Annotated in this window: 26 protein-coding genes; 13 read left to right on the top strand and 13 right to left on the bottom strand. The window is 37.4% G+C overall.

From position 1 onward, the window contains the following. Nucleotides 1-160 precede the first annotated feature (160 nt). Entirely contained in the window at nucleotides 161-457 is a 297-nt protein-coding gene (locus tag MBBTH_RS03665) for a putative quinol monooxygenase (protein WP_116591702.1), read from the bottom strand. A 157-nt stretch (nucleotides 458-614) separates the two neighbouring features. Here MBBTH_RS03665 and MBBTH_RS03670 point away from each other — a divergent pair, with 157 nt between their 5' ends. From MBBTH_RS03670 to MBBTH_RS03680, 3 genes are read left to right on the top strand one after another with little or no spacing between them, the layout of a single operon-like run. After that, on the top strand, nucleotides 615-1,307 hold the full coding sequence (locus tag MBBTH_RS03670; protein WP_116591703.1) for an iron-sulfur cluster assembly scaffold protein: 693 nt from the start codon (nucleotides 615-617) through the stop codon (nucleotides 1,305-1,307). A 2-nt stretch (nucleotides 1,308-1,309) separates the two neighbouring features. Next, nucleotides 1,310-2,308, top strand: a complete 999-nt coding sequence (locus MBBTH_RS03675) for a GGGtGRT protein (RefSeq protein ID WP_116591704.1) — start codon at nucleotides 1,310-1,312, stop codon at nucleotides 2,306-2,308. A gap of 47 nt (nucleotides 2,309-2,355) precedes the next feature. Beyond that, nucleotides 2,356-2,772, top strand: coding sequence for an NUDIX hydrolase (locus MBBTH_RS03680; RefSeq protein WP_116591705.1), 417 nt, complete (start codon nucleotides 2,356-2,358; stop codon nucleotides 2,770-2,772). A gap of 46 nt (nucleotides 2,773-2,818) precedes the next feature. Here MBBTH_RS03680 and MBBTH_RS03685 read toward each other — a convergent pair whose 3' ends face one another. The 3 genes from MBBTH_RS03685 to MBBTH_RS03695 all read right to left on the bottom strand — a co-directional run bounded on the left by MBBTH_RS03685 (nucleotide 2,819) and on the right by MBBTH_RS03695 (nucleotide 5,370). After that, a complete protein-coding gene (locus MBBTH_RS03685; RefSeq protein ID WP_116591706.1) occupies nucleotides 2,819-3,586 on the bottom strand; it encodes an ArsR family transcriptional regulator in 768 nt (255 codons plus the stop codon). Between the two features lie 231 nt (nucleotides 3,587-3,817). Then, a complete protein-coding gene (locus MBBTH_RS03690) occupies nucleotides 3,818-4,615 on the bottom strand; it encodes an amidohydrolase family protein (protein ID WP_116591707.1) in 798 nt (265 codons plus the stop codon). A 104-nt stretch (nucleotides 4,616-4,719) separates the two neighbouring features. Next, nucleotides 4,720-5,370: a hypothetical protein gene (locus MBBTH_RS03695; RefSeq protein ID WP_116591708.1), complete on the bottom strand. Its 651-nt coding sequence runs from the start codon at nucleotides 5,368-5,370 to the stop codon at nucleotides 4,720-4,722. Nucleotides 5,371-5,556: 186 nt separating this feature from the next. On the opposite strand from MBBTH_RS03695, the gene MBBTH_RS03700 reads away from it, so the two are divergent. From MBBTH_RS03700 to MBBTH_RS03730, 7 genes are all read left to right on the top strand, one after another. Beyond that, nucleotides 5,557-6,507, top strand: coding sequence for a malate dehydrogenase (locus tag MBBTH_RS03700; RefSeq protein ID WP_116591709.1), 951 nt, complete (start codon nucleotides 5,557-5,559; stop codon nucleotides 6,505-6,507). 10 nt (nucleotides 6,508-6,517) lie between these two features. Beyond that, a complete protein-coding gene (gene sstT / locus MBBTH_RS03705; RefSeq protein ID WP_116591710.1) occupies nucleotides 6,518-7,762 on the top strand; it encodes a serine/threonine transporter SstT in 1,245 nt (414 codons plus the stop codon). Next, a complete protein-coding gene (gene dtd / locus MBBTH_RS03710) occupies nucleotides 7,763-8,203 on the top strand; it encodes a D-aminoacyl-tRNA deacylase (protein WP_116591711.1) in 441 nt (146 codons plus the stop codon). Between the two features lie 74 nt (nucleotides 8,204-8,277). After that, complete coding sequence (locus tag MBBTH_RS03715) at nucleotides 8,278-9,186, top strand: hypothetical protein (RefSeq protein WP_116591712.1); 909 nt, start codon at nucleotides 8,278-8,280, stop codon at nucleotides 9,184-9,186. A 9-nt stretch (nucleotides 9,187-9,195) separates the two neighbouring features. After that, a complete protein-coding gene (locus tag MBBTH_RS03720) occupies nucleotides 9,196-9,771 on the top strand; it encodes a zinc ribbon domain-containing protein (RefSeq protein ID WP_116591713.1) in 576 nt (191 codons plus the stop codon). Nucleotides 9,772-9,782: 11 nt separating this feature from the next. Beyond that, complete coding sequence (locus tag MBBTH_RS03725) at nucleotides 9,783-10,925, top strand: toxic anion resistance protein (protein WP_116591714.1); 1,143 nt, start codon at nucleotides 9,783-9,785, stop codon at nucleotides 10,923-10,925. Between the two features lie 19 nt (nucleotides 10,926-10,944). Continuing rightward, on the top strand, nucleotides 10,945-11,364 hold the full coding sequence (locus MBBTH_RS03730; protein ID WP_116591715.1) for a hypothetical protein: 420 nt from the start codon (nucleotides 10,945-10,947) through the stop codon (nucleotides 11,362-11,364). A gap of 26 nt (nucleotides 11,365-11,390) precedes the next feature. Here the strand turns inward: MBBTH_RS03730 and MBBTH_RS03735 are convergent, their stop codons facing one another. Then, on the bottom strand, nucleotides 11,391-11,867 hold the full coding sequence (locus MBBTH_RS03735; RefSeq protein ID WP_207773327.1) for a GNAT family N-acetyltransferase: 477 nt from the start codon (nucleotides 11,865-11,867) through the stop codon (nucleotides 11,391-11,393). A gap of 36 nt (nucleotides 11,868-11,903) precedes the next feature. Here MBBTH_RS03735 and MBBTH_RS03740 point away from each other — a divergent pair, with 36 nt between their 5' ends. The 3 genes from MBBTH_RS03740 (at nucleotide 11,904) to ung (ending at nucleotide 16,088) form a co-directional block, all read left to right on the top strand. Beyond that, nucleotides 11,904-12,374: a pyridoxamine 5'-phosphate oxidase family protein gene (locus tag MBBTH_RS03740; protein WP_116591717.1), complete on the top strand. Its 471-nt coding sequence runs from the start codon at nucleotides 11,904-11,906 to the stop codon at nucleotides 12,372-12,374. 392 nt (nucleotides 12,375-12,766) lie between these two features. Next, on the top strand, nucleotides 12,767-15,361 hold the full coding sequence (locus MBBTH_RS03745; RefSeq protein WP_133241938.1) for a transglutaminase domain-containing protein: 2,595 nt from the start codon (nucleotides 12,767-12,769) through the stop codon (nucleotides 15,359-15,361). Nucleotides 15,362-15,428: 67 nt separating this feature from the next. Continuing rightward, nucleotides 15,429-16,088: a uracil-DNA glycosylase gene (ung, locus tag MBBTH_RS03750; protein WP_116591719.1), complete on the top strand. Its 660-nt coding sequence runs from the start codon at nucleotides 15,429-15,431 to the stop codon at nucleotides 16,086-16,088. A gap of 1 nt (nucleotide 16,089) precedes the next feature. Here the strand turns inward: ung and MBBTH_RS03755 are convergent, their stop codons facing one another. From MBBTH_RS03755 to MBBTH_RS03790, 8 genes are all read right to left on the bottom strand, one after another. Further along, nucleotides 16,090-16,689, bottom strand: coding sequence for a hypothetical protein (locus MBBTH_RS03755; RefSeq protein ID WP_116591720.1), 600 nt, complete (start codon nucleotides 16,687-16,689; stop codon nucleotides 16,090-16,092). After that, nucleotides 16,686-17,252, bottom strand: coding sequence for a hypothetical protein (locus MBBTH_RS03760; protein ID WP_116591721.1), 567 nt, complete (start codon nucleotides 17,250-17,252; stop codon nucleotides 16,686-16,688). The genes MBBTH_RS03755 and MBBTH_RS03760 overlap by 4 nt, the downstream gene beginning before the upstream one ends. Before the next feature lie 31 nt (nucleotides 17,253-17,283). Then, nucleotides 17,284-17,982 (bottom strand): alpha/beta hydrolase, encoded by a 699-nt coding sequence (locus MBBTH_RS03765; protein ID WP_116591722.1) that lies wholly within the window; start codon nucleotides 17,980-17,982, stop codon nucleotides 17,284-17,286. 67 nt (nucleotides 17,983-18,049) lie between these two features. Beyond that, on the bottom strand, nucleotides 18,050-19,435 hold the full coding sequence (locus MBBTH_RS03770) for an MFS transporter (protein WP_116591723.1): 1,386 nt from the start codon (nucleotides 19,433-19,435) through the stop codon (nucleotides 18,050-18,052). Nucleotides 19,436-19,466: 31 nt separating this feature from the next. Further along, complete coding sequence (locus tag MBBTH_RS03775; protein ID WP_116591724.1) at nucleotides 19,467-20,858, bottom strand: MFS transporter; 1,392 nt, start codon at nucleotides 20,856-20,858, stop codon at nucleotides 19,467-19,469. 2 nt (nucleotides 20,859-20,860) lie between these two features. Further along, entirely contained in the window at nucleotides 20,861-21,310 is a 450-nt protein-coding gene (locus MBBTH_RS03780) for a MarR family winged helix-turn-helix transcriptional regulator (protein ID WP_165814021.1), read from the bottom strand. A gap of 360 nt (nucleotides 21,311-21,670) precedes the next feature. Beyond that, a complete protein-coding gene (locus tag MBBTH_RS03785; protein ID WP_116591726.1) occupies nucleotides 21,671-22,471 on the bottom strand; it encodes a hypothetical protein in 801 nt (266 codons plus the stop codon). Between the two features lies 1 nt (nucleotide 22,472). Then, nucleotides 22,473-23,159, bottom strand: coding sequence for a hypothetical protein (locus MBBTH_RS03790; RefSeq protein WP_116591727.1), 687 nt, complete (start codon nucleotides 23,157-23,159; stop codon nucleotides 22,473-22,475). Between the last annotated feature and the right edge of the window lie 74 nt (nucleotides 23,160-23,233).

Below are 23,233 nucleotides of genomic sequence, written 5' to 3' on the forward strand. Positions count from 1 at the left end.
GATGTTAATTTCTAATAAATTTTTACATTAATAATTAATAAAAAGAGCTGTGATTATTATAGGGGTTGCCAAAATCAAATTAATATATTCAATCAAATCTTTAAGATTATGGTATTAAAAAAGAAAAAAAGAAAATATGAATTTAGTCATCTACACTAAATCATAATTTTACTTCATCGGCATTTAAAACTTGAATTTCCATATTTTCAACAAAGTCTGCGCTTTCGCCACCAAAATTTTGGAAGTGAGGTGAAGCCATATGTTTTTGCAAAGCTTCAGGAGATTCCCATTTTTCAACAAAAGTCAAGGTGTCGTCATCTGTTGATTGTAATAATTGGTAGTCAATATTACCTTCTTCAGATAAAGTGGTTTCAATTAACTCTTGTGAAATTTCGACAATGGTATCCCTACAACCTTTTTTTGGTGTAATTTTTGCTAAAACAACAATGAAACTCATTGATAATCACCAATTAATTATATTTTTTTCATGTTACTTAAATAATTAGTAAAAAAAGTAAGATATTTATTACATTTTTGAACAGTGATTTTTTCATAAAATACATTAATTAAAAAACAAATATATTTATTCAGTAAAAAAATTTTGGAGAAAGAAGATGATATATTCAACAGAAGTAGAAAATATGTGTCCTGTTCGCAAAGGTGCAAATCATGACCCTGCTCCAATACCTGAAGAGGGTAAATGGGTTAAAGCAAAACAAATCGGAGACATTTCCGGTTTCACTCATGGAATTGGATGGTGTGCACCACAGCAAGGATGCTGCAAATTAACATTAAACGTTAAAGAAGGCATTATTGAAGAGGCATTGGTGGAAACATTGGGTTGTTCTGGAATGACCCACTCAGCCGCTATGGCCGGTGAAATACTTGTCGGAAAAACAATCCTTGAAGCATTGAACACCGACCTTGTATGCGATGCAATAAACACAGCAATGCGCGAACTGTTCCTACAGATTGTTTACGGAAGAACCCAATCCGCATTTTCAGAAGGCGGCCTTCAGATTGGTGCCGGACTTGAGGATTTGGGAAAAGGTCACAGAAGCCAAGTTGGAACAATCTACTCAACAAAGGAAAAAGGTCCGAGATATCTGGAACTCACTGAAGGATATATCACTGAAATTGGCCTTGATGAGGATAATGAAATCATAGGTTACAAGTACATCAACCTGGGAGTAATGTTGGATGCCATCAAAGATGGTGTTGACCCATTGGAAGCAATTGAAAAGGCAACAGGTCAATACGGAAGATTTGATGATGCAGTTAAAAAAATAGATCCAAGGAGTGAATGAATATGAGTTTATTTGAAAGTTATGAAAGAAGAATCGACCAGATCACTCCAGTCCTTGAAAAATATGACATCAAAGACCTTGAAGAGGCAAAACAAATATGTCTCGATAAAGGATTTGACCCATACGAAATTGTTAAGGGCGTACAGCCAATCTGCTTTGAAAATGCATGCTGGGCATATACCTTAGGTGCAGCAATAGCAATTAAACAGGGATGCACAAAGGCTTCCGATGCCGCAAAGGCTATAGGTGAAGGGCTACAGGCATTCTGTATTCCTGGAAGTGTTGCAGATGACAGGCAAGTTGGTTTAGGACATGGTAACCTTGCATCAATGTTATTGAGTGATGAAAGTGAATGTTTCGCATTCCTTGCAGGTCACGAAAGTTTTGCAGCCGCTGAAGGAGCTATCGGAATCGCAAACTCCGCAAATGAAGTTCGTGAAAAACCATTAAGAGTAATATTGAACGGACTCGGAAAGGATGCTGCATTAATCATTTCAAGAATCAACGGATTCACTCATGTTGAAACTGAATTTGACTACTTCACAGGTGAAGTGAAAGTAGTTAAGGAAAAGGCATATTCAGATGGTGAAAGGGCGAAGGTCAGATGTTATGGTGCCGATGATGTGCGTGAAGGTGTGGCAATCATGCATTTGGAAGGTGTTGACGTATCAATTACCGGTAACTCAACCAATCCTACACGTTTCCAACATCCTGTAGCTGGAACATATAAGAAAGAATGTATCTTGCAAGGCAAGAAATACTTCTCCGTAGCTTCAGGTGGAGGAACAGGAAGAACCCTGCACCCTGATAACATGGCAGCGGGTCCGGCATCCTATGGTATGACCGATACCTTAGGCCGTATGCACTCAGACGCTCAATTTGCAGGATCATCATCCGTACCTGCCCATGTGGAAATGATGGGATTGATTGGTATGGGTAACAATCCTATGGTTGGAGCTAGCGTGGCTGTCGCTGTAGCTGTTGAAAAAGCAATGAAATAGTGAAATAATCATATTTCACTTAATTATTTTTTTTAGGAAGAATTTTCATGTCAACAATGTGGGGATTAACAGTAAGGGGAATTTGCGAACATGACGGCAAATTTCTGCTTTTGAAGGTCCGCTCCAAATCTGCTCATGATGCAGGCAAATGGGAAATTCCAGGTGGAAAGGTTAAGAAATGCGAGTTTTTCGATAATGCCTTGAAAAGGGAATACCTTGAGGAAACAGGTTTGGAAATAGATATCGTTTCATTATACAATGTAGTTAGAAATGACTATACCGCATGCAAAACATCCGAAGAGGTAAAATCAATTCAATTGATCATGAAGGTCACTTGCGAGAGCGAAGATGTCAAAATAAGTGAAGAGCATGATGAATTCGGATGGTTTAGCCAGGAAGAAGTTGATGCAATGATTGATGAAGGCCTATTGACACCGCCTGCAGCCAATGCATTTAAAAAATAAGAAAAATAAAATAGTAAAAACTATTTTATTCTTTTTTTGAAGATTATTACGGTTGAAGTTGATAGACGCATTTTCCATCGCCCATTGAGTAACACATAATCTCATCGATGTTCAAGTCAAAATTGAAATACATGTTGAATAGCTTTTCCAGCATTCCCTTTTCAAGATAACAGCTTGGTTTTCCAATTATCGCTGAGTCTTTTGATTCAAAACAGTCTGTACATGTTATTTCAATATTATTGTTAATGTTGAAGGTTAATTCTCCCAGATTGTTTTTAAGCCAGTATTTTGAAATGTTTTTGGTGAATGTATCTAAATCGTCATCCTTAAGTTGGCTGAATAGGTATTCCCCAATATGGTTGCCGATTTTTTGAAGTACGGGGGATATGTCCATTCCAAATTCAAGCAATAATGATTTGCAGGTGTGTGTTAAGAGAATTATGTATTCCACATCGCCTTTTTCAATGAATTCATCGATTAATGATTTGGTTTGGTCTTTTTTTAGGGTTTTTGTGTTGTTGGTATTTATTGATCCTAGAAAATCGGAGTTTAAATAGAAAATCTTTTTTCTATTGTCTGTTAGGTCGGCCTTGTAGTTTACTATGCCTTCCTTTCTTAAATCCCTTAAATGCATGGAGATACTTGCCTTTGATTTCTTTGTGTTTTCCACAATGTCTTCGAAATTCATTTCGCCGTGTCTTAACAACTCTAGAATCTCATATTTCATTGGACTTTTTATTATGTCTATATTTACCATTGGTGAATTTGTTTTGTTTTCATTTAAGATTATTTGTATTGGGTTTGAGGTAGTCATAATTAGCCTCCTTGAATTAGAACTACATTCAAAAATCACAATTGCAAGTAACTATTAAGTCTTTAATTATATATAAACCTTTGTTTTATTCTTTAAAGTTCGTTTAGATTAATCTTAATTGTTAAAATTAAAAAATACTAAAATTTTGTTAAAACTAATCTTAATCAAATAGTTCTATCAATTAATTTCATGAAACTGTCAAGGAAAATTGAGAAAAAAGAGGTGATGGGTTTAATCAATATTAAGTAATTTGGCCGCATTTTCGTAAAGTATTTGTGACCTTTCGCTGTCAGTCAAATCAAGTTTGTTGAAGTACTCCATTTCACTGACTGACTCCCACATTGGATAGTCTGTGCCCCAAAGCACCCTGTCGCTGCCATAGGTATGAATCAACTTGACGGCGGTTTCCGGTGAGAGATCATATAGGCTGGAGCATAAGTCGACATAAAGGTTAGGTGTGCCTGCCAGCTTTTCTGTTGCCTCCTCCCAAATGCTCCATCCGGCAAAATGGGCGCCAATAAAAGGAATTTCAGGGAATTCATCTAAAAACGGCTTAATCTGTTCGGGATTTGAATAGTTGTATCTGAAATCTCCGCAGTGAACAAGCATAGGGACCTTGCCGTCACGGACCACTTCGCCTATCTTAAATGCACGCTCCTCATTCATTGCAAAGCGCTGGAAATCCGGGTGTAGCTTAACGCCTTTAAGGCCCAGTTCAATCAAGTAATCAAAATCTCCTTGAATGTCATCGCTATCTGGATGGAGGGTTCCGAAACCTGTAAACAAGTCAGGACGTTCTTTTACGGTATCTGCAATGAACTCGTTAATGGATTCTACCTGCTTTGGTGTTGTTGCAACGGAATGAATAAGATAATGTGTCACTCCAACCTTTCCGCCATCACGCAATAATCCTTCGACTGTACCGTCCAATGACATGTTCAAGTCGTAAAAGTCTCTAATTCCAAGCACTGCTTTGTTTGCGATTTTTTCCGGGTAAATGTGACAATGTGCATTTATAATTTTTTGCATGTAATTAAACCACCTAATAACAATCTAGTTATTAATTTTTAATTTTATCAATAATGTATTTAATTATTTGAACTGTAATATATTTTTCCACTTTTGCATGAACTTTAATATAAGTCTTTACCAGTATACAGATTCTCTTCAGTGTATATCCTAATCAATCTGTCAACCAAATCATCATACATCAGTCTGTGACCGACTGCTCCTCCCTGAGCGGTTTTAACGTTGTTCAATGATTTGTCTGCAAATTCATTGGAGTTGTTGATGATGTACCACATTCCATGTGGAGTGTAGATGAACAGTTCCCCCTCACCGTCATCGGCACCGTTCTTGTAGCTGTCACGAGGGTCGTATATCTTTGTTGAGTGAACCGCAAGCCTTGACAGGTCCTGTTCAGGGCGTGTTCCTGTCCTTTCAAACAGCAATTTCAGCCATTCATATGACTTGTCTATGAGATTTGACTTTTTGATAGGGTCTGCAAATGCCTCTTTGACCTTGTTCTGACGTTTTTCCAGGGTGTTTGTGATTCCAAGGATTTCCTCAACTTTGGCAACATCCTTTTCAAGGCATCTCCATCCTTCAGGCCTTCCTGTAACCTGAACGTTGCCCTCTACGAAATCCATTCTTTTGAATTTTCTGAAATAGGGTTTCACCTTTTCGAATTCCTCATCGGGGATTTTTTGGTTAAGGCCGTATAGGTAGCCGTATTCGTTAGCGTCATAGCATTTTGTCTCAAGCTTCAATTCTTCTTCTGCCATTTTATCAACTCTTTAATAATATATATTGTTCATGTTAAAATATAAAGATGTAATCTCCTTAAACAATTTAGTATATTTTGTTGTTTTATATTAATTTTATCCAATTTTTAATTAATTTTTTTGCCATTATGCTAATTATTTTTTCTTTTCGTAAGTTATTTTTATATTAAAAGCCAATATTAAACCATGGTAAAGGTTAGTATTATAGGATCAACTGGTATAATAGGAAAAAATGTTGCATTCACTCTTGCACGTGAAGACACAGTTGATGAGATTGTTATGTTTTCAAGACCTGAAAGTGTTGATAAGGCCAAGGGAGAGACTTATGATATGTACGATGCGCTGGCTGCACGTGATATCGACTGCAGACTGACTCCCTCATGTGATTTCAATGACCTTACAGGCTCACACATTATTCTTATTGCGGCAGGCATTCATCGGGAAAAGGGAATGAAAAGGTTGGATCTTGCAATTCCTAATGCGGAAATAGTCGCTTACTATTCCCAAAAGATTGCCGAATATGCTCCGGATTCAATTATATTGGTTGCAACTAACCCTGTGGATGTTATGACCACAGTGGCACTGAAGGCTTCTGGATTCAAGAAAAGCAAAGTCATTGGTGTCGGAAACCATTTAGATTCATTAAGGTTAAAGAATTATTTCTCAAGGCAAATAGATATTAACAGTTCAGAAGTTCATACAAGGGTTATAGGTGAACATGGAGACCATATGGTCCCTCTTTTAAGTTCAACAACCATTGGGGGTATTCCACTCAAGTATTTCGTGGAATATGTTGACCTGGACATCAGGGCTCTTGTGGAACAGCTAAAAAATGCCGGTAATACCATTATTTCTAAAAAGGGAGCGACAGAATACGGTCCCGCTTTCGCTATTTCCAATTTAATGTCTACAATTATAACAGATTCTCATAAGGTTTTGACTGTTAGTAGTTTTCTTGATGGGGAAATTGAAAGAGTTGAAGACGTTTCATTAGGTGTCCCGGCTGTCATATCCAAAAAAGGCGTGGCAATGATTGTTCCGATTCATATGAATGACATTGAGAAAAAGGAATTCTATGCTGCGGCAAATACAGTTATGGATGTCACCGATGAGGTTTTGGCTCACCTTGATTTATAGGTGTTATTTTATGGATATTATTAAAAAGTGGACAGAGTCCAGTCTTATTTTAAAAATTATTATTGGTTTAGTCATTGGTGCGAGTTTGGGACTTCTTGTTCCTGAATGGAAGATAATTGGATTTCCAGGGGAAATATTTGTAACTGCTCTTAAGTCCATTGCCCCTATATTGGTTTTTGTATTGGTTGCTTCAGCTATTTCTAAAGCACGGTCAGGTATTGGTTCAAGATACAGAACAGTAATCATATTCTATTTGTTCAGTACTTTTCTCTCTGCAATGGTTGCTGTAATGGGAAGTTATCTGTTCCCTGTAACAATTCATTTAACCACTGCAAGTACCGCTACAGCTCCAGGTGCACTTCAGGACGTCATTGGTGGAATGATTTTAAAAATATTTTCAAATCCAATCAAATCCTTGGCTGAAGGGGAATATCTGGGAATTCTATTCTGGTCAATTATTTTGGGAATTGCCTTAAAGATGGTTGCAAGCGACACCACAAAGGACGTTATTACAGATATTGCCGAAGCCGTAACCAAGGTTGTACGTTTCATTATACAGTGTGCTCCTATTGGTATTATGGGTTTGGTGTTCACTTCCGTTTCTCAAAGCGGTTTAAGTATTTTCACTGAATATGGTCAATTAATCTTATTGCTTGTAGGATGTATTGCGTTTGTGGCCTTCGTAACTGATCCTTTGATTTCAGGAATTGCATTAAGACGCAATCCATACCCATTGGTTCTGACATGTCTGCGTGAAAGCGGAATCATCGCATTTTTCTCAAGAAGTTCGGCTGCAAACATTCCTGTTAACATGAATCTGTGTGAAAAGCTTGGAATAGATCGGGATTTCTTTTCAATCAGCATTCCGCTTGGTTCTACAATAAATATGGAAGGTGCGGCAATTACAATCACTGTCATGACTCTTGCGACTTGTCACACTATAGGAATATCCGTTCCATTGCCGGTCACTATCATATTGTGTATTATTTCAACTTTGGCCGCATGCGGTGCTTCAGGTGTCGCCGGAGGTTCTCTATTGCTCATACCTATGGCCTGCTCATTGTTTGGAATAGGTCAGGACATATCAATGCAGGTCGTTGCGGTGGGTTTCATCATCGGCGTTATTCAGGATTCATGTGAAACTGCACTTAACTCAGCAGGGGATGCTTTATTTACTGCGACTGCCGAATATTATAATAGGGCTAAAAATGGCGAGCCCGTCAATTACATGGGTGAGTTTGCAAAAGGTGATTAAATGAAGCTAGTTGTTCAAAGGGTTACTTCCGCCAGTGTTGAGGTTGAAGGTGAAATTGTTGGCGAAATAGATGAGGGATTGATGGTCTTAGTGGGTTTTGGAGAAAATGACACCACAAGAGAGGCCGATTATCTTGCAGGAAAGCTTGCAAAGTTAAGGATCTTTGAGGATGAGAACGGCAGGATGAACAGGTCAGTCAAGGACATTGAAGGCAAGGTTCTTCTAGTCCCGCAATTCACATTGTATGCCCACACCAAAAAGAACAGACCTTCATTCCACAAGGCATTGGCTCCGGATAAGGCAACAGAACTCTTTGATTACTTCACTGAAAAATGCAGTGAGTTGATAGGTGTTGAAACCGGCGAGTTCGGTGCATTCATGAAAGTTAGCCTATTGAACAACGGTCCTGTTACAATTCTACTCGAGAAGGAATTTGAATAATAACAAATTAAATACAAATATTTAAAAACACTTACATCTAAATATATTTTCACTGACTGTTGAGGAAGTGAATAATGCCTACCGATAATTCTAAAGCACTTGAGATTAAACGATTGACCACTCCTTTAACTTTTGATAAATTGAACGCCTATGATAGTGAGGGCAACATCATCAACTGCATTGAAACCATTAATGAAGTGGGATATGTCATAGAACCCAAAGAGGGCATTCTATCAGATGATGAAATCCTGAAATACGCTCCCAAATCAAAAGCGGCTTCAAAAGTCAGGTTAAAAAACGGTTTTGGAAATTTGTCTGACGCATTGCTTATTCATGATAATCTCATATGGATTTCAGCACTTTATTATGTGATACTGCTATGCTGCAGTGTTGTGATGATGAGCACTGGAAACAAGTATGGGATGCTCCTGATTCTGATTTTGGCCATCATTCCATTGATATACATGTATCGCGTTTTCAATCTGAACAATTATCTTGGAAGTAATGCCAAAAGGCAGGAAAGGCCCAAATCAGATAACGTCGGAAAAACCGGCTCAATTCATGATTCCGTTGATGTGGACATGGGTGTTCCATCATTGAAGAGATATGAAAATGAAATCAATAACCTGAAGGTCCTCTTTGACATCAAGGAGGGAGTGGTTAGGGATTTGATTAAAAAACGATTTGCTCCTCCGCAGATAACATATGACAGATTCATTGCTATAATAGACTCTTCACACAAGATGTTCTATAATCAGGCCGATGCAGCAACTAACATCATTCATCTGGCAGCTGAGGACACTCCAAGGGTCCAAGGTGAAATCAACAATAAGATTGATGCGATGCAGAAGATAATTGATTATATAGAAAACCTGACAAATGAGCTGGTGATCAATATCAGTAATGAAACCGGTTCAAGTGAAGAGGTTAAAAATCTATTGAACGATATGGAAAACTTAATTGATTCTGTAAAGGAATATTAGGTGATTCTCATGAGTAAAAGTTGCCCAAAATGTGGAAAGGAAGTGCCGGATGATGCGAAATTCTGCATGGATTGCGGATATAGCTTCCAAAAGGCAGGTGCCAATTCAGAAGTGAACAGCATCTTTTCCAACGGTAAGATATTTCTGGTGATAATAGCAATTGTCGTAATTGTGGGATTGGCCGTCATAGCCATGACAGGAAACAATCCGACTCCAAATAATCCTGTTGACGATGCCGAACATGTAGATTTGACAATTACTGGTGTCGGAGGATGGGATTCAGACGACGATAAAATGAGTTACACATTATACACTGAAGCAATATTCAATAAGGTGCCGGATAAACTGGACGGATACAATATCAAGACAACCTATTATGATTCAAAAGACGCAAAGATAGGTCATGAAACCGAGACACTTGACAATGTCTACTATGACTCATACTATCCGTTAAGCTTCGGTTATTACACAACATACAAATTGCCTGATCCGGACCACGTGACTGTTGAAATAATGAAAGACGGAAAAGTCATTGATACTTATACAGAAAAAATTGATACTAATAAAATTGATTACTTAAATTAAGAGGAGATAATATGGCTGAATTCTCACTTGATGTAGATGAAATTAAAAAAGATGTCGAAACAAGCCTTAAAGAGGAAGAAGAAAAATTAGAAAATTCAAATTTAAAAGACCAGGCACAAGCAAATGCGGTTGCTATATTTGACACTGATTTGAATAATCCTCAGGAAAGGGAAAATATATTAAAACCGTTAGACAATTTCGGTTTGAATGAAATGTCAAAATCCGCTTCACACAATGAAATTCTAGCAACAAGATTCGTTGACTTGACCAAAGGAGGCAAGGAAGCTGACAATATCAGTGAAAAATTGCTTGAATTGAACAGTCAAATGAAGGATTTGGATCCAAGCAAAGTCGATTTTGCAAAGAAAGGCGTTCTCGGAAACCTGGTGAATCCTGTTAGAAAATATTTCTCAAAATATCAAAAGGCCGAAGTGGCAATTTCAGAAATTGTAGAGTCTCTTGACAAAAGCAGCAAAGTGCTACAAAACGACAACACCACCTTGTTGAATGAGGAAAACTACCTAAGGGAAGTTACCAATAAGCTTCTGGCAGACATTGAACTCGGAAAACAGATGGATGCGTCAATCGAGGCACAAATACAAACAGCCGAAATCGAAGGCGTTGATGAAGAGAAAATCTCATTTGTCAAGGAAGAAATCCTATTTCCATTAAGGCAAAGGATTATGGATATGCAGCAAATGATTGTTGTAAACCAACAGGGTATTGTTTCCCTTAATGTGATTAGACGTAACAACAAGGAACTGATTCGTGGAGTTAAAAGAGCTCAAAACGTTACAGTTTCAGCATTGAGAACCGGTGTCATGGTTGCAAGCGCATTATATGATCAGAAAATCGTCATGGAAAAAATCAACATTTTGAACCAGACAACTGAAAACATCATTGAATCCACTTCCCACATGCTTAAGGAACAAGGCAGTGAGATTCAAAGGCACAGCGCTGAAACAATGATTTCCCCTGAAGTATTGAAAGCTTCATTTGCAGAAGCCCTTCAGGCAATTGAGGATGTAAGCACATATAAGGAGCAAGCATTGCCTCAAATGAAGGAAACAATTGACATGTTCTCAGACATGGCTGAAGACGGCCAGAAGGTTATTGCAAAAATAGAGACAAGCAATGATAATTTAATTAACTAAATGAATATGGGTTAATTATATGAATGTTACTGATAAGATTTTAAGATCCTGGTGGGTGCTTCTTTCATTTATCCCAATGTTGAATGGATTTGGATTTCTGTTCATTGGTTTCAGGCACGATAATAAAAATTGGTTTCTGGAGGGGATAATGTATGAAGTCCCATGGGCTTTTTCCGTTATTTTCACATATTATGAGCATATTGCCAATCCTCTTTATGGTGTTGTATTCATATTGATGCTGATTTCAATTTTAAGGTCATTTTGGGTAGCGGTTAAGCTCGGCGATGTATATGATAACGTGGAAAAGTATTCTGTAAGGCCTACGGCCATAAAAAATCATGATGCCCCTCAAAAAAATAACTTATCAGTATACTGGGCATGTTGCGTGTGCCTGATTGCAATATTCATATTGTTTGTTCTGTTCGGAATCTTCAATTAATATATTAAAAAAAGATTTTGGCTTAGCTAATCATTAGCTAAGTCCCTTAACTCATCACCTGTCAAATGGAAAACGTTCCAGTCCTTTTGTTTTGCACCCAAAGACAGGTAAAAGTCTATGCTGGGCTTGTTCCAGGCAAGACATGTCCATTCAAACCTGCCATATCCCCTGTCAACGACTATTTTAGCTAATTTTTTAAGCAAGGCCTTACCATATCCCTTGCCACGATATTCAGGGTCTATGAAGAGATCCTCAAGGTGCAGGTTAACGTTTGATATGTATGTTGAAAAGCTTAGGAAGAATAATGCGAAGCCGATTTCCTTGCCGTCCTCAAGGGCAAATATCACTTCCGCCTGTTTCTTTTCAAAAATCCATTTTCTCAATTCATCCTCGGTTGCAATGACTTCGTCCAGTCTGTGCTCATAATCGGCAAGCTTGCGAATGAACTCCAAAATCAAGGCAACATCATCCTCTGTTGCATCTCTGAATGTTAATGTAGACATGATACTATTTTTATAGGTGACGACTAATATAATAATATGTTTAGAAAAATGCGCCGTTTGGGACAGATGCTTTCAAAAGAGGAATGTGAAGAGATATTGACCAGTGAACCCCGTGGAGTTTTGGCGCTTCTGGGAGATTACGATTACCCCTATGCGCTTCCGATGAGCCATGTATATGTCGATGGAAAAATCTATTTTCACGGTGCAATGCAAGGCCACAAGAATGATGCAGTAAAAAAACACGACAAGGTCTCATACTGTGTCTTTGATGAGGGTGTTAAAAATGATGACGGATGGTCATACACCTTCAGGAGCGTAATAGTTTTCGGCAGAATCAGGACATTGACCGATGATGATGAGAAGGTTGAGAAGCTGACACACTTGGGTGACAAATTCTTCCCGACTCATGATGAAACCGTCAGTGAAATCGAGAGATTGCTGCATAGAACAGAGGTTTTTGAAATCACGATTGAACACATGAGCGGAAAAACAGTGGTCGAAAAATAAAATCCTATTATTATTCTTTATTTTCCCATTTTTTAAGTTTAATATCTTATTTTTAACTATAATTGCTATTAATTTAATGTTTTAAATTCAAATAGCCTTAAACTATATGTTATTTTATATAATAATCATTCTAATTATTATTCTAACTTTATATAAGTTTAATTACTTTAATTATTATCTTAACTCATTTTTGTTTTTTATAGGGTTATTTAAATACTTTGTTAAATAACATTAATTTTTAATGATTTTTTAAGCTTATTTTTAAAAATTAAAGTCATTTAAAGCGATATAGAAAATAAAAAGGTTTATATAAGATTTTTTAAATAAATTTATTTGTAGTGGGATTAAGTTCCCACGATTTGTGAAAAGAATAATTTAGGAGGTAAATTATTTTGAATAGACAATTATTAATCACTATGTTATTGGCATTGGTTGTAATCTTTTCAGTCACTGCTATATCAGCAAGTGAAATAAATGTTACAGATTCATATTCCACTGAAATCGATGAATCAATTTCACTCAATAGTGATGATTCGGCACAAGGTTCATATGAATCCAATGTTGATAACGGTTCCTCAGAGGATGTTTTAGGATCTGAAAATTCAAATACTTTATCAACTAACACAGAGGAAAGTAATGTTTTGACAAGTGACGGAAACGGTTCATCAAATTCAACAATTGATGTATCCAAAACTATTACTTCAAAAGATGTTACAAAATATTATAAGGGAAGTACAAAATACACTGCTACTTTTTTAGATAGCTATGGCAATGCATTATCTAACGTTAACGTTAAGATAACTGTAAACGGCAAAAGCTACACTAAAAGGACAGATAGTAACGGTAAAATTTCCATGGATATAAATCTTAAACCAGGATCATACAAGGTTGTTGCAACCAATCCTAAAACAGGTTATTCATTAACCACTACATTTAAGATATTATCCACCATTACTTCAACTGACATCAGCAAAGTCTATCTGGATGGTAGAAAATTCACTGCTACATTTTTAAAAAGTAATGGTAAGGCTTTAGCTAATAAAAAAGTTAAATTCAAAATCAATGGAAAGAAATACACCGTTAAGACCAACAGTAAGGGTAAAGCAAGTTTATCATTGACTTCTCTTAAGAAAGGTACTTATAAAATTACTTCTTATAATACTGATGGATTAACTAAGGTTAATACGGTTAAAGTAGTGAAATCTACAAAAACATCATTAACTGCAAGTGATTACACTTTTCTAAAAAGTGATTCAAAAACTATAAAAGTTAAATTACTTAATAAATTTGGTTACGCACCGCCTAAAGGCAAAGTAATCAAATTTAAAGTAAATGGTAAAACTTACAAAGCAACTACAAATGCTAAGGGTATTGCCAAACTTAAATTGCCTTCACTCAAGGCCGGAGTATACACCGTGAAGTACACATTCTCAAAAAGCGGATATTACAAAGCTTCATCCACAACCAGCAAAGTCACAATTATACCAAGCAAGACTCCAAAGTTCGTGGTAAAAAGCACAACCACTTTTGGTTACGGTGCAGGCACACAGTTTAAGGTGGCATTACAATCAGGAAGCGTTCCTTTGGCTAAAAAACAAGTCACTTTGACTTTAAACGGCACAACTTATACCAAGACAACTGATAGTCAGGGTATGATTTCACTTCCGATTGGTTTGGAAATCGGCAAATACACAATTACATGCAAAAACAAGGCCGAGTCTAAAATCAGTTCAATAAGTAAATCAATCGCTATCACTGTTAAGGAAAGAACCCCGTCCAAACTAACTTGGGCAAGTGCCAGTTCAGTTAAGCAAGGAACCCAAACCGTAAGTGTCAAATTAACCGATTCAGCTAACAGGGCCATTTCCGGTCAAACCGTTAAATTGACATACAATTCAAAAACTTACTCAGCTACCACCTCAAACGGTATAGCTAAATTCAGTTTTGAATTAAGGCCAGGAACACAAACCCTGACATACAGCTACAACGGTGATAATGATAATCTCGGAACCACCAACGGTACAAACATTTCAGTTACCAAGGTAACTACAATGTCTTTAAGTAATATTCTTACCGCTTCAAACAATGTGAAAAAATACATTGAAGCGAACAATAAGATTCCAACCACCGTTGTGGTAGGAGGCATTACATTTACAACACCTGAATTCTTGTATATGATGAGTCAGGCTATTAAAGAGCTTGGAAACTCAAAAACTAACGATGTGTCTGTTCTTCATGATGTTGCGGAACCTAGTTCCCCTTCAGGAGATGACATAAATAAAGATTTGACCAAGGAAAATTATCTTAAATTGGCTGCTAACATTGTTACTTACATCAGTACCAACAAGCAAGCTCCAAACTATGGATCATCCGCAATTGGAAAAATCATTTACTCAGAGTTAATAGATTCATTCTCAAGAATATTGGCATTTTATAAATCAAATAAACGTTTACCATCCTATGTAACATTTAAAACTAGTTCAACTAGTTCCCAATCTGGTACTGGATTAAATGAGAAAAACACAGATACTAATTTAGCAAAATACTTGAAATCCACTAAGAATTGTCAAGTGGGTAATGCCAAAATCAAAGATATTGTAAATTCATTGATTAAGGGATTGTCAAGTGACAGCGCTAAAGCTAAAGCCATATTTAACTATGTTAGAGACAATACTGCATACAGTTTCTATTATAATACTAAATATGGGGCAGTAGGCACATTAACCGCTAAGAAAGGTAACTGTGTGGACCATACTCATTTGCTTGTAGCTATGTTCAGAACCGCTAATCTCCCTGCCAGATACGTCCATGGATCATGTACATTTTCAAGTGGAAGTACATACGGCCACGTATGGGCGCAAGTGTTAATTGATGGAAAATGGACTATTGCAGATGCTACTAGTTCAAGAAATTCATTAGGAAGTGTAGCTAATTGGAATACAAAATCCTTCCACCTTAACGGTATTTATACAGGAATTGAATTCTAATTTCTATTCTTTTTTTTCTATTTTTTTAAAGTAAACATAATATAACTTAAGCGACAAATTAAATTCCATGATAGGCAATGACTGGGATTTTGCTTTAAGTGAAGAATTCAAAAAGGACTATTTTTTAAAGATTCAGGATTTTATCGATGAGGAGTATTCATCTAAGACTATATATCCTCCATACGATGAGATATTCAATGCATTTAAACTCACACCATTAAGCAACGTTAAGGTGGTTATTTTAGGTCAGGACCCTTATCATGAGGAAGGCCAAGCCCATGGGCTTGCATTTTCCACACCTGAAGGCAGGCCGATTCCAAGATCCCTCAAGAACATCTTCAAGGAAATCAATGCTGAATATGATTATCCCATACCAACTTCAGGATGTCTTGAAAAATGGGCAGAGCAGGGTGTCTTCCTGCTGAATACGGTATTGACAGTTGAGGATGGCAATGCAAACTCCCACAGCAAATGCGGATGGCAGACATTCACGGATAATGTGATTAGAATATTGAACAGGCAGGACCAGCCAATAGTGTTTTTATTGTGGGGCAAGCAGGCCGAAAAGAAAAAGGAACTGATTACAAATGAAAATCATCTGGTCTTGATAACTTCACACCCTTCCCCTTTTTCTGCAAGACGGGGATTTTTGGGATGCAATCACTTTAAATTAGCAAATGGTTATCTAAAAGAGAATAAAATAAAAGAAATAGATTGGAAATTATGAGCTAAGTCATAATTCCATAATTGAAACCGTTGCTTCCAAATGACACAAATGAATGATGGCCACTATCGGAGCTTGGGTAATCATATCTTTGTGATTCAATTGAATTGACAGTCTTATAGTTTTGATATTCCTCATTGAGGATTTCATAAAATTCATCATGTGAATATTTGGACTTGCTGACGCTTTTAACGACTTCCTTGATTGTTGGTGTAATATTGGTGCCTCTCCATGCGATATAGTAGAATTCCTCACCTGCCGAAAACCATAGTTTTGAGTTGTTTTTTTCGTCATGTCTGTCATAGCTTGTGAAGTGAACCGCATCATGTCCTGCAACCTTAACCTTCTTAAAATCGTTTCGCTCCAGGTAATATCCATATAAATCCATTATTCTTGGATTAACATAGCGGATGGTGAAAACGTCAATGTCCTCATCGAACTCATACATATGAAAGTCGCTGCTGTAGGGATTCTCGTATTTTGGAGGTATCTTGAAGGTTTCATATCCAACTTTGGCTGTTGTCCAGTTTGATGAGTCTATTGCGCTTACTGCATTGATTAATAGGAAGAAGGCCAATACCAATATAATTAGCTTGTATTTCATATTACCACTTCATAATCTGTTTTTCTGTTGTCTCTCATTCTTGAATCCATGTCAACCAGATCATAAACCAATGGATTTTGCATCAGCATCAACCATATCTCATATGTCACCTTAACGAATTCATCGTTCAGTTTGATATGGTCATGCACTATTGGACATTTGTAGGGAAACTCGCTTTCATCAAAAATCAGATGGAATTCCCCTTGCTTATTCAAATGAGGTATCAATGGAAATGTCCTGCATTGGATTGGTCTGATTGACCTGTCGCATTCAGGAGGATTCCTGCATTTTACAAGGTAGATCTGCCCTTTCCATGAATGAGGATACTTTATTTCTGATGAATCTATATAGTAGAGGTCAAATTCCGGGCTGTCCTCATACATCAGTTCCTCACCTGGAAGCAGGTATAGTGCCAATTCCTCGTTTCTGTAATCCTCGGCATCATATACGCAGCATACCTCTCCGCAGAGTTTTCCACAATCAAAATCAACCGGTGTTACTTCATCCAAACGGCGATAAATTTTTTCGATTGATTTTTTCATTTCACTTGCAGTTATTTCCATGTTAATCTATTGTTTTGAAAAGCTTTTAAACTTAATCAATGAATTCAAGAATGGCCTTTCTTATTTCGTCTTGCTGTTTTTCCGGTGTTATTTTGGCTATGCCGTCACCCTCCTGAGGTCCGTAATTTCCAATTTGGGCGTGGTTTCCACCTTTGATAATGATTTCGGTAAGATTGTCCATTAGAGATTTTGAATCGTTGTATTTTTCAATGTTCAATACCTTGTCTTCACTTCCATAGATTGAAAGGACAGGCTTTTCAATTTTTACTGTCGGATATCCTGAAAGGAGTATCAGTCCGTCTGTTTTGTTGGTATGGTTCACGTAATTTGACGCAACCACCCCTCCAAGCGAATGTCCTGAAATATAGTATTTTGTGTAGTTGTAATTGTCCATTATGTCATCTGCGGCATTTTCATTCAGCAATGCAAGGTTGAACGGCATCTCAACCAGGAAGCAATCGACATTCTCATGTGACAACTGTGTAAATAGTGGCAGATATGAAGTGTATTCAACTTTTGCGCCAGGATAGAATATCAATGCGGTGTCATTGCCGGGCCCATCTAGAAGCAATCCGTTACCGGTTTGAATAACTTTAACGTCATCAGTGCCATTCAAATAACTTTCTACATCTTTATCGGCATGATAGAAATCATTCACGTAATATATTCCATATGCAAAAATAGCCAATATGATGATAGCTATTAAAGCAAAAATTATTTTCTTGTTCATCAATTAATATTATGATTTCAAAGTATTTAAAAAAAAGTAAAGAATTGATTAGAATTAATCTAACCAATTATCTTCCTGTGTTGAATTTGTCTTTTGATTTCACGCCTACAAGTGAGGCGAATATTGCAAGTAGGCATGCGGCGGTACAGATTCCGCAGATTATCTGTGACGCTTGCACGATCATGCCCGCATATTGAGGGGCAAGTTCCAGACTGCCCATTATCCAGGCGAATACCAATGTCAAAAGACCTAAGCTCATGGTCTGGCCTATTGTTCTCATTGTTGCCTGTGATGCTGAAGCTGTAGGGGCGTCCTTTGGCGGAACGGAACTCATGATTGCGTTCATGTTCGGACTTGAGAACAGTCCCATTCCGATACCCTGAAGAATCATCGCAATTATTACCATATACAATGGTGTTTTTCCTGTCAGGAATGTCAATATCAGCAATGCGACGGTTGCTATTCCCATTCCCAATGCTGCCAGTTTCTGTGGGTGTATCTTGTCGGACAGCTTTCCTGCGTTCGGCGCCATGATTGCCATGATGATTGGGGTAATGATCAATATCATTCCGGACATCTGGGCATCCCATCCGCGCACGTACTGGAAGTGGTAGTTCAATATTGTTGTCACGACCATCACCGCAATGTAGCTGCATAGTGCGGCGATGTTTGATGATGTGAACTTCTTGTTCTTGAAGAGATTCATGTTGAACACTGGGGATTTTTGCCTTAGCTCATATGCACCAAAGATTACTAGCAAGATAATTCCAAGAACGGTTAATATTTTACCAGGTGTTGTAATCAAACTAGTGAATCCATAGATGAAAAATAAAATTCCTATGCCATACAGTATAGAACCCACTTTATCAATCTTGTCATCTTGATAGGTCTTCCATTCTTGAGGTATTTTTGTAATCATCAGTATGATACATAAAACTAAAAACGGAATAACGAAGTAGAACATTGACCTCCATCCGAGGTTATGCACTAAAAATCCGCATATTACAGGAGACAGTGATGTTGCCAGATACACTCCGGTGACTGTAAACCCTAAAGCCTTTCCTCTGTTTTTAGGAGCTACAGCATGAACCACCATTGCCATTGCGGATACGTTCAGGAATGCCACACCGGCGCCCTGCATAATCCTGAATACTAAAAAGGACTCGGTTGAGAATGACAATACCGCACCTATTGATCCTATCAAATATACGATAATGCCCGCAAGAAGTGATTTCTTAACTCCAAATTTACCTGAAATCTGCCCTGCCGGAACGGTGAACACCGCAACGACAAGGAAAAATATTGTTGGCACCCAATTTTGAATGACATTGTTCATTGCAAAATCCTGTGCAATTGCCGGAACACCAATTATAATACCATTTGACAAAAACACCGCAAAAAACGATGTAATGAATGATACGAATACTACAATTGTTTCTAAATCGAATTTCATAACTAACCCTCTTTTATAATAATTTTAATTGTTAACCTGATTTTTCTGTATTGAATTCATCTTTGGATTTTATTCCAACTAGGGAAGCGAATATTGCTATAATACAAATGATTGTACAGATTATACATACAATCTGGGAGCTTTGAACAATCATATCCGCATACTGTGAAGATAGTTTTAAACTGCCCATAACCCATGCAAATACAAGAGTGAGCAAACCAAGGCTCATGGTCTGACCGATGGTCCTCATTGCGGATTGTGCCGCTGAAGCATTCGGAGTCTCCTTTGGAGGAACGGAACTCATGATTGCATTTGTATTTGGAGTGGTGAACAGTCCCATACCGATACCCTGCAAAATCATTGCCACAACTATAAGATAGAGTGGAGTGTTTGCATCAAGGAATATCAGAATCAAAAGTGTCACAGTTGCAATTGACATTCCAATAGCCGCTAACTTTTGAGGATGTATTCTATCAGACAGTTTTCCTGAATTTGGCGCCATTATTGCCATAATAATTGGTGTAACTATCAAGATAAGGCCTGACATTTGGGCGTTCCATCCTCTGACATATTGGAAATGATAGTTTAAGATTGTTGTTAGTGCAGCTATTGCAAGATAACTGCATAAAGCAGCAACATTTGAGGAAGTGAACTTCATATTCTTGAATAATCTCATATTGAATGCAGGACTGTGCGCTTTAGTCTCATAATATCCAAAGGCAATTAATAGAATGAAACCAATGAGTACGCAGACTTGACCCATGAAATTCATCAAGCTTGTAAATCCATAAATGAACAGTAAAATACCTATTCCGTATATCAGATAGCCTATTGCGTCAATTTTATCGTTTTCATATGTTTTCCAGTCTCCCGGAATTTTCCACATCATTAATGCAATACAAATTGCGAAAAATGGTATTGTGAAGTAGAACATTGATCTCCAACCGAAGTTGTAAACCAAAAATCCGCATATTACAGGGGACAGTGATCCTGCCAGATAAACTCCAGTCACAGTAAATCCGAGAGCCTTGCCTCTGTTTTGAGGCTTGATGGCCTGCACGACCATTGCCATTGCAGCAACATTAGAAAATGCTCCTCCGATACCCTGAATTACTCTGAAAAATAGGAATGATTCTGTAGAAAATGATAGGCATGCTCCTATGGAAGCAAAGACGAAAACCAGAACTCCTGCCATTAAGGCCTTTTTTACACCGAATTTCCCTGAAATCTGTCCTGCTGGAAGCGTGAACACAGCTACAACAAGCAAAGCAATGGTGATTATCCAATTTTGAACGATATTGTTCATTGCAAAGTCGCTTGCGATGGATGGCACCCCTATGACTATGCCTGCAGATAGGAAAACCGCAAAGAATGATGTGAGAAACGATACGATAACAACGGATGTCTCTGTATCAAATTTCATGATCATTTCTCCTCAATGAGGTTCATTGCATTTATTGCAATTTCCTTTATTCTTTCTTTCAATTCGTCATCGGAATCGGTTATTCCCACTTCTCTTTCCCATTGTCTTGAGACTTCACGGAATTCCGGAACCAATTCCTGACCCTTCTCAGTCACATTCAACATGTATTTCCTGCGATTGTTGGGGTCGATTTCTCTTTTAACGTATCCCAAATCCTCCAGTTTCTTTAGGACTTTGGCAATGTTGCCCTTGCTTTGGCTGAACATGTTTGCAATGTCTTCCTGTGAACAGTTGGGATTGTCATAGATGAACATTACATATCTCACGTCATGGCCCAGTTTCAAGTCTTTAAACTGTGATTTAAGATATTTTTGTTGGTTTAAGGATAAATTATGTATCCATGCGATGAATGGAGAATTTTTGGTTATTGCCTGAAAACTTTCTTCTACCATCATATCACCTGATAATAGATTTCGTTTTATTTATATATAATTGTTTCTAATGAAACAGTTATTTTTGAAACATTAAACTTATTTCAAAATTAAATTAATAATCAATGTTGAGATAAAAAAAGATTGTTTTGGCTTGAATTTTGATGGTCGTTTAAAAATTTGATTTTCAAAAAGAGAGAATATAATTTCATTGAGGTTTAAAGAAAAGAAAAGTCAGATTATTCTGAGTCTTCTTTATCTTTTATTTTTTCTTTCAGATTTTCAATTCCGATAATCATAATTGACCTCCATTTTCTCATTTTGTTCCTCGATAATATATTGCAATCTAATCATATATAAATTTTTAGGCATACCTAAATTTTAGATTAGCTTTGCAATAACATACTCGCCCAGATAAATGAACAAAATTTCGGCTTTCTGATCATCTGAAAGCATATTTTTAATGCTGCTGGCACTTTTGACCTCATCAATCAAGGTATAATCGCTATTGGCAACATATCCGACTGTTTTATCACTGACAACAACGGCAACGGCATCGCTGTCATGCTCATTTTCCTCATCCCTGACCAGATCGACGATGCTGCCGCTTTCAGGGGTGTAGCCGTAAAAGTCACATCCGACAATATTGATTAAAGTGTCTGTGGTGTTCTGCAGATAATCGGTCTGCTTTTCAAATTCCTCCAGCCTCTCAAATTCCCCATATGCAATCAGATATGCCTTATGGGATTCGACAAGATCATTCAATGCCTCTAGAATTTCAGCCTTCAAAAAGTAGAATTCGGATGAATCCTCACTGTCGGAAATTGTAGTTATCCCGCTGTTTATTAATTCAAGGGCCTTATCGTAATTGCCTTCAGGGAAAAAGCTAATTTTGGCCCATTTATACAAGCAATTTGCTTTATTCATTTTGATTTCTTCTGAATCGTTCTGCTCCAAAGCCCTGTTAAAGCATCCGATCGCTTCGCCGTACCTTGAAAGGTTATCCAATATTATTCCCTTGAGATTCAGATTCTCATAACCCTCATCATCTTTCAATATCCGGTCAATTTCAACCAGTGCCTCATCAAAGCGTTTCTCTTTTAGCAAATGCTCCGCTTTGGAAGTCATTGACACCTTAAATGTTGCCTGGCCGTTATTGTTTATGTCCAAATAATCTCTCATTTCAATCAATATAATTAGAAATTAAACCGAAAAGCTCTTTTGTCTTATCAGTTGAGGTCATCTCCCATATGTCTTCAGGAATCTCATAAACGAATGTAGGGTATCCTGCCTGTGCAATTGGCTTGGACACCAAAACGGCTGAAGTTGACTTGTAGGTTTCGTTACCGGTTACAGGATAATAATTGAAATCGCTGGTCTCGCTGATTTTCTTTGCAATATCAACAGAGGCACTGTCCATTTCGGGAGTTGCCAGATAGAATCCCTCACCGTAAGTCGGATTGTGGGAATGGCTTATTATTACCGCATCGGCATCGGATGTGGTCACATGAGGATTGACGTAGTCATGAACGAGGCTTTCGCCATTGGCCCTACCCTCATTGTAGTCTTCAGGGTTCTGAGTCACTGTAACCTTATAATGGATAATCTTGACGTCATCGTTACCGAATTGCTTTGCCGCTTCAATCTCAGGATCAATGGAGAGCTCTTCCCTTGGATGGATTCCTGTAATCAATGCTATGCATTTTGTGGCATTTTCATTTCCGGAAATTCCAACTTCAACAGTTCCGATACTGGTATTGCCAAGGGTTGTGTATTCTATCTCATTGTAATTTTGAGTTTCAAGAAATATGGCTCCACCAATAACTATCAAAGCCAATATTATGATAATTATTTTAGTGTTTCTTTCCATGTTTTCACCTTTAAAAGTATTATTAAAATTAACTTTTAAATAATTAATTGTTGAAAGATATACATATTACATTG

It is taken from the genome of Methanobrevibacter thaueri (genome assembly GCF_003111625.1).
Taxonomy (GTDB): domain Archaea; phylum Methanobacteriota; class Methanobacteria; order Methanobacteriales; family Methanobacteriaceae; genus Methanocatella; species Methanocatella thaueri.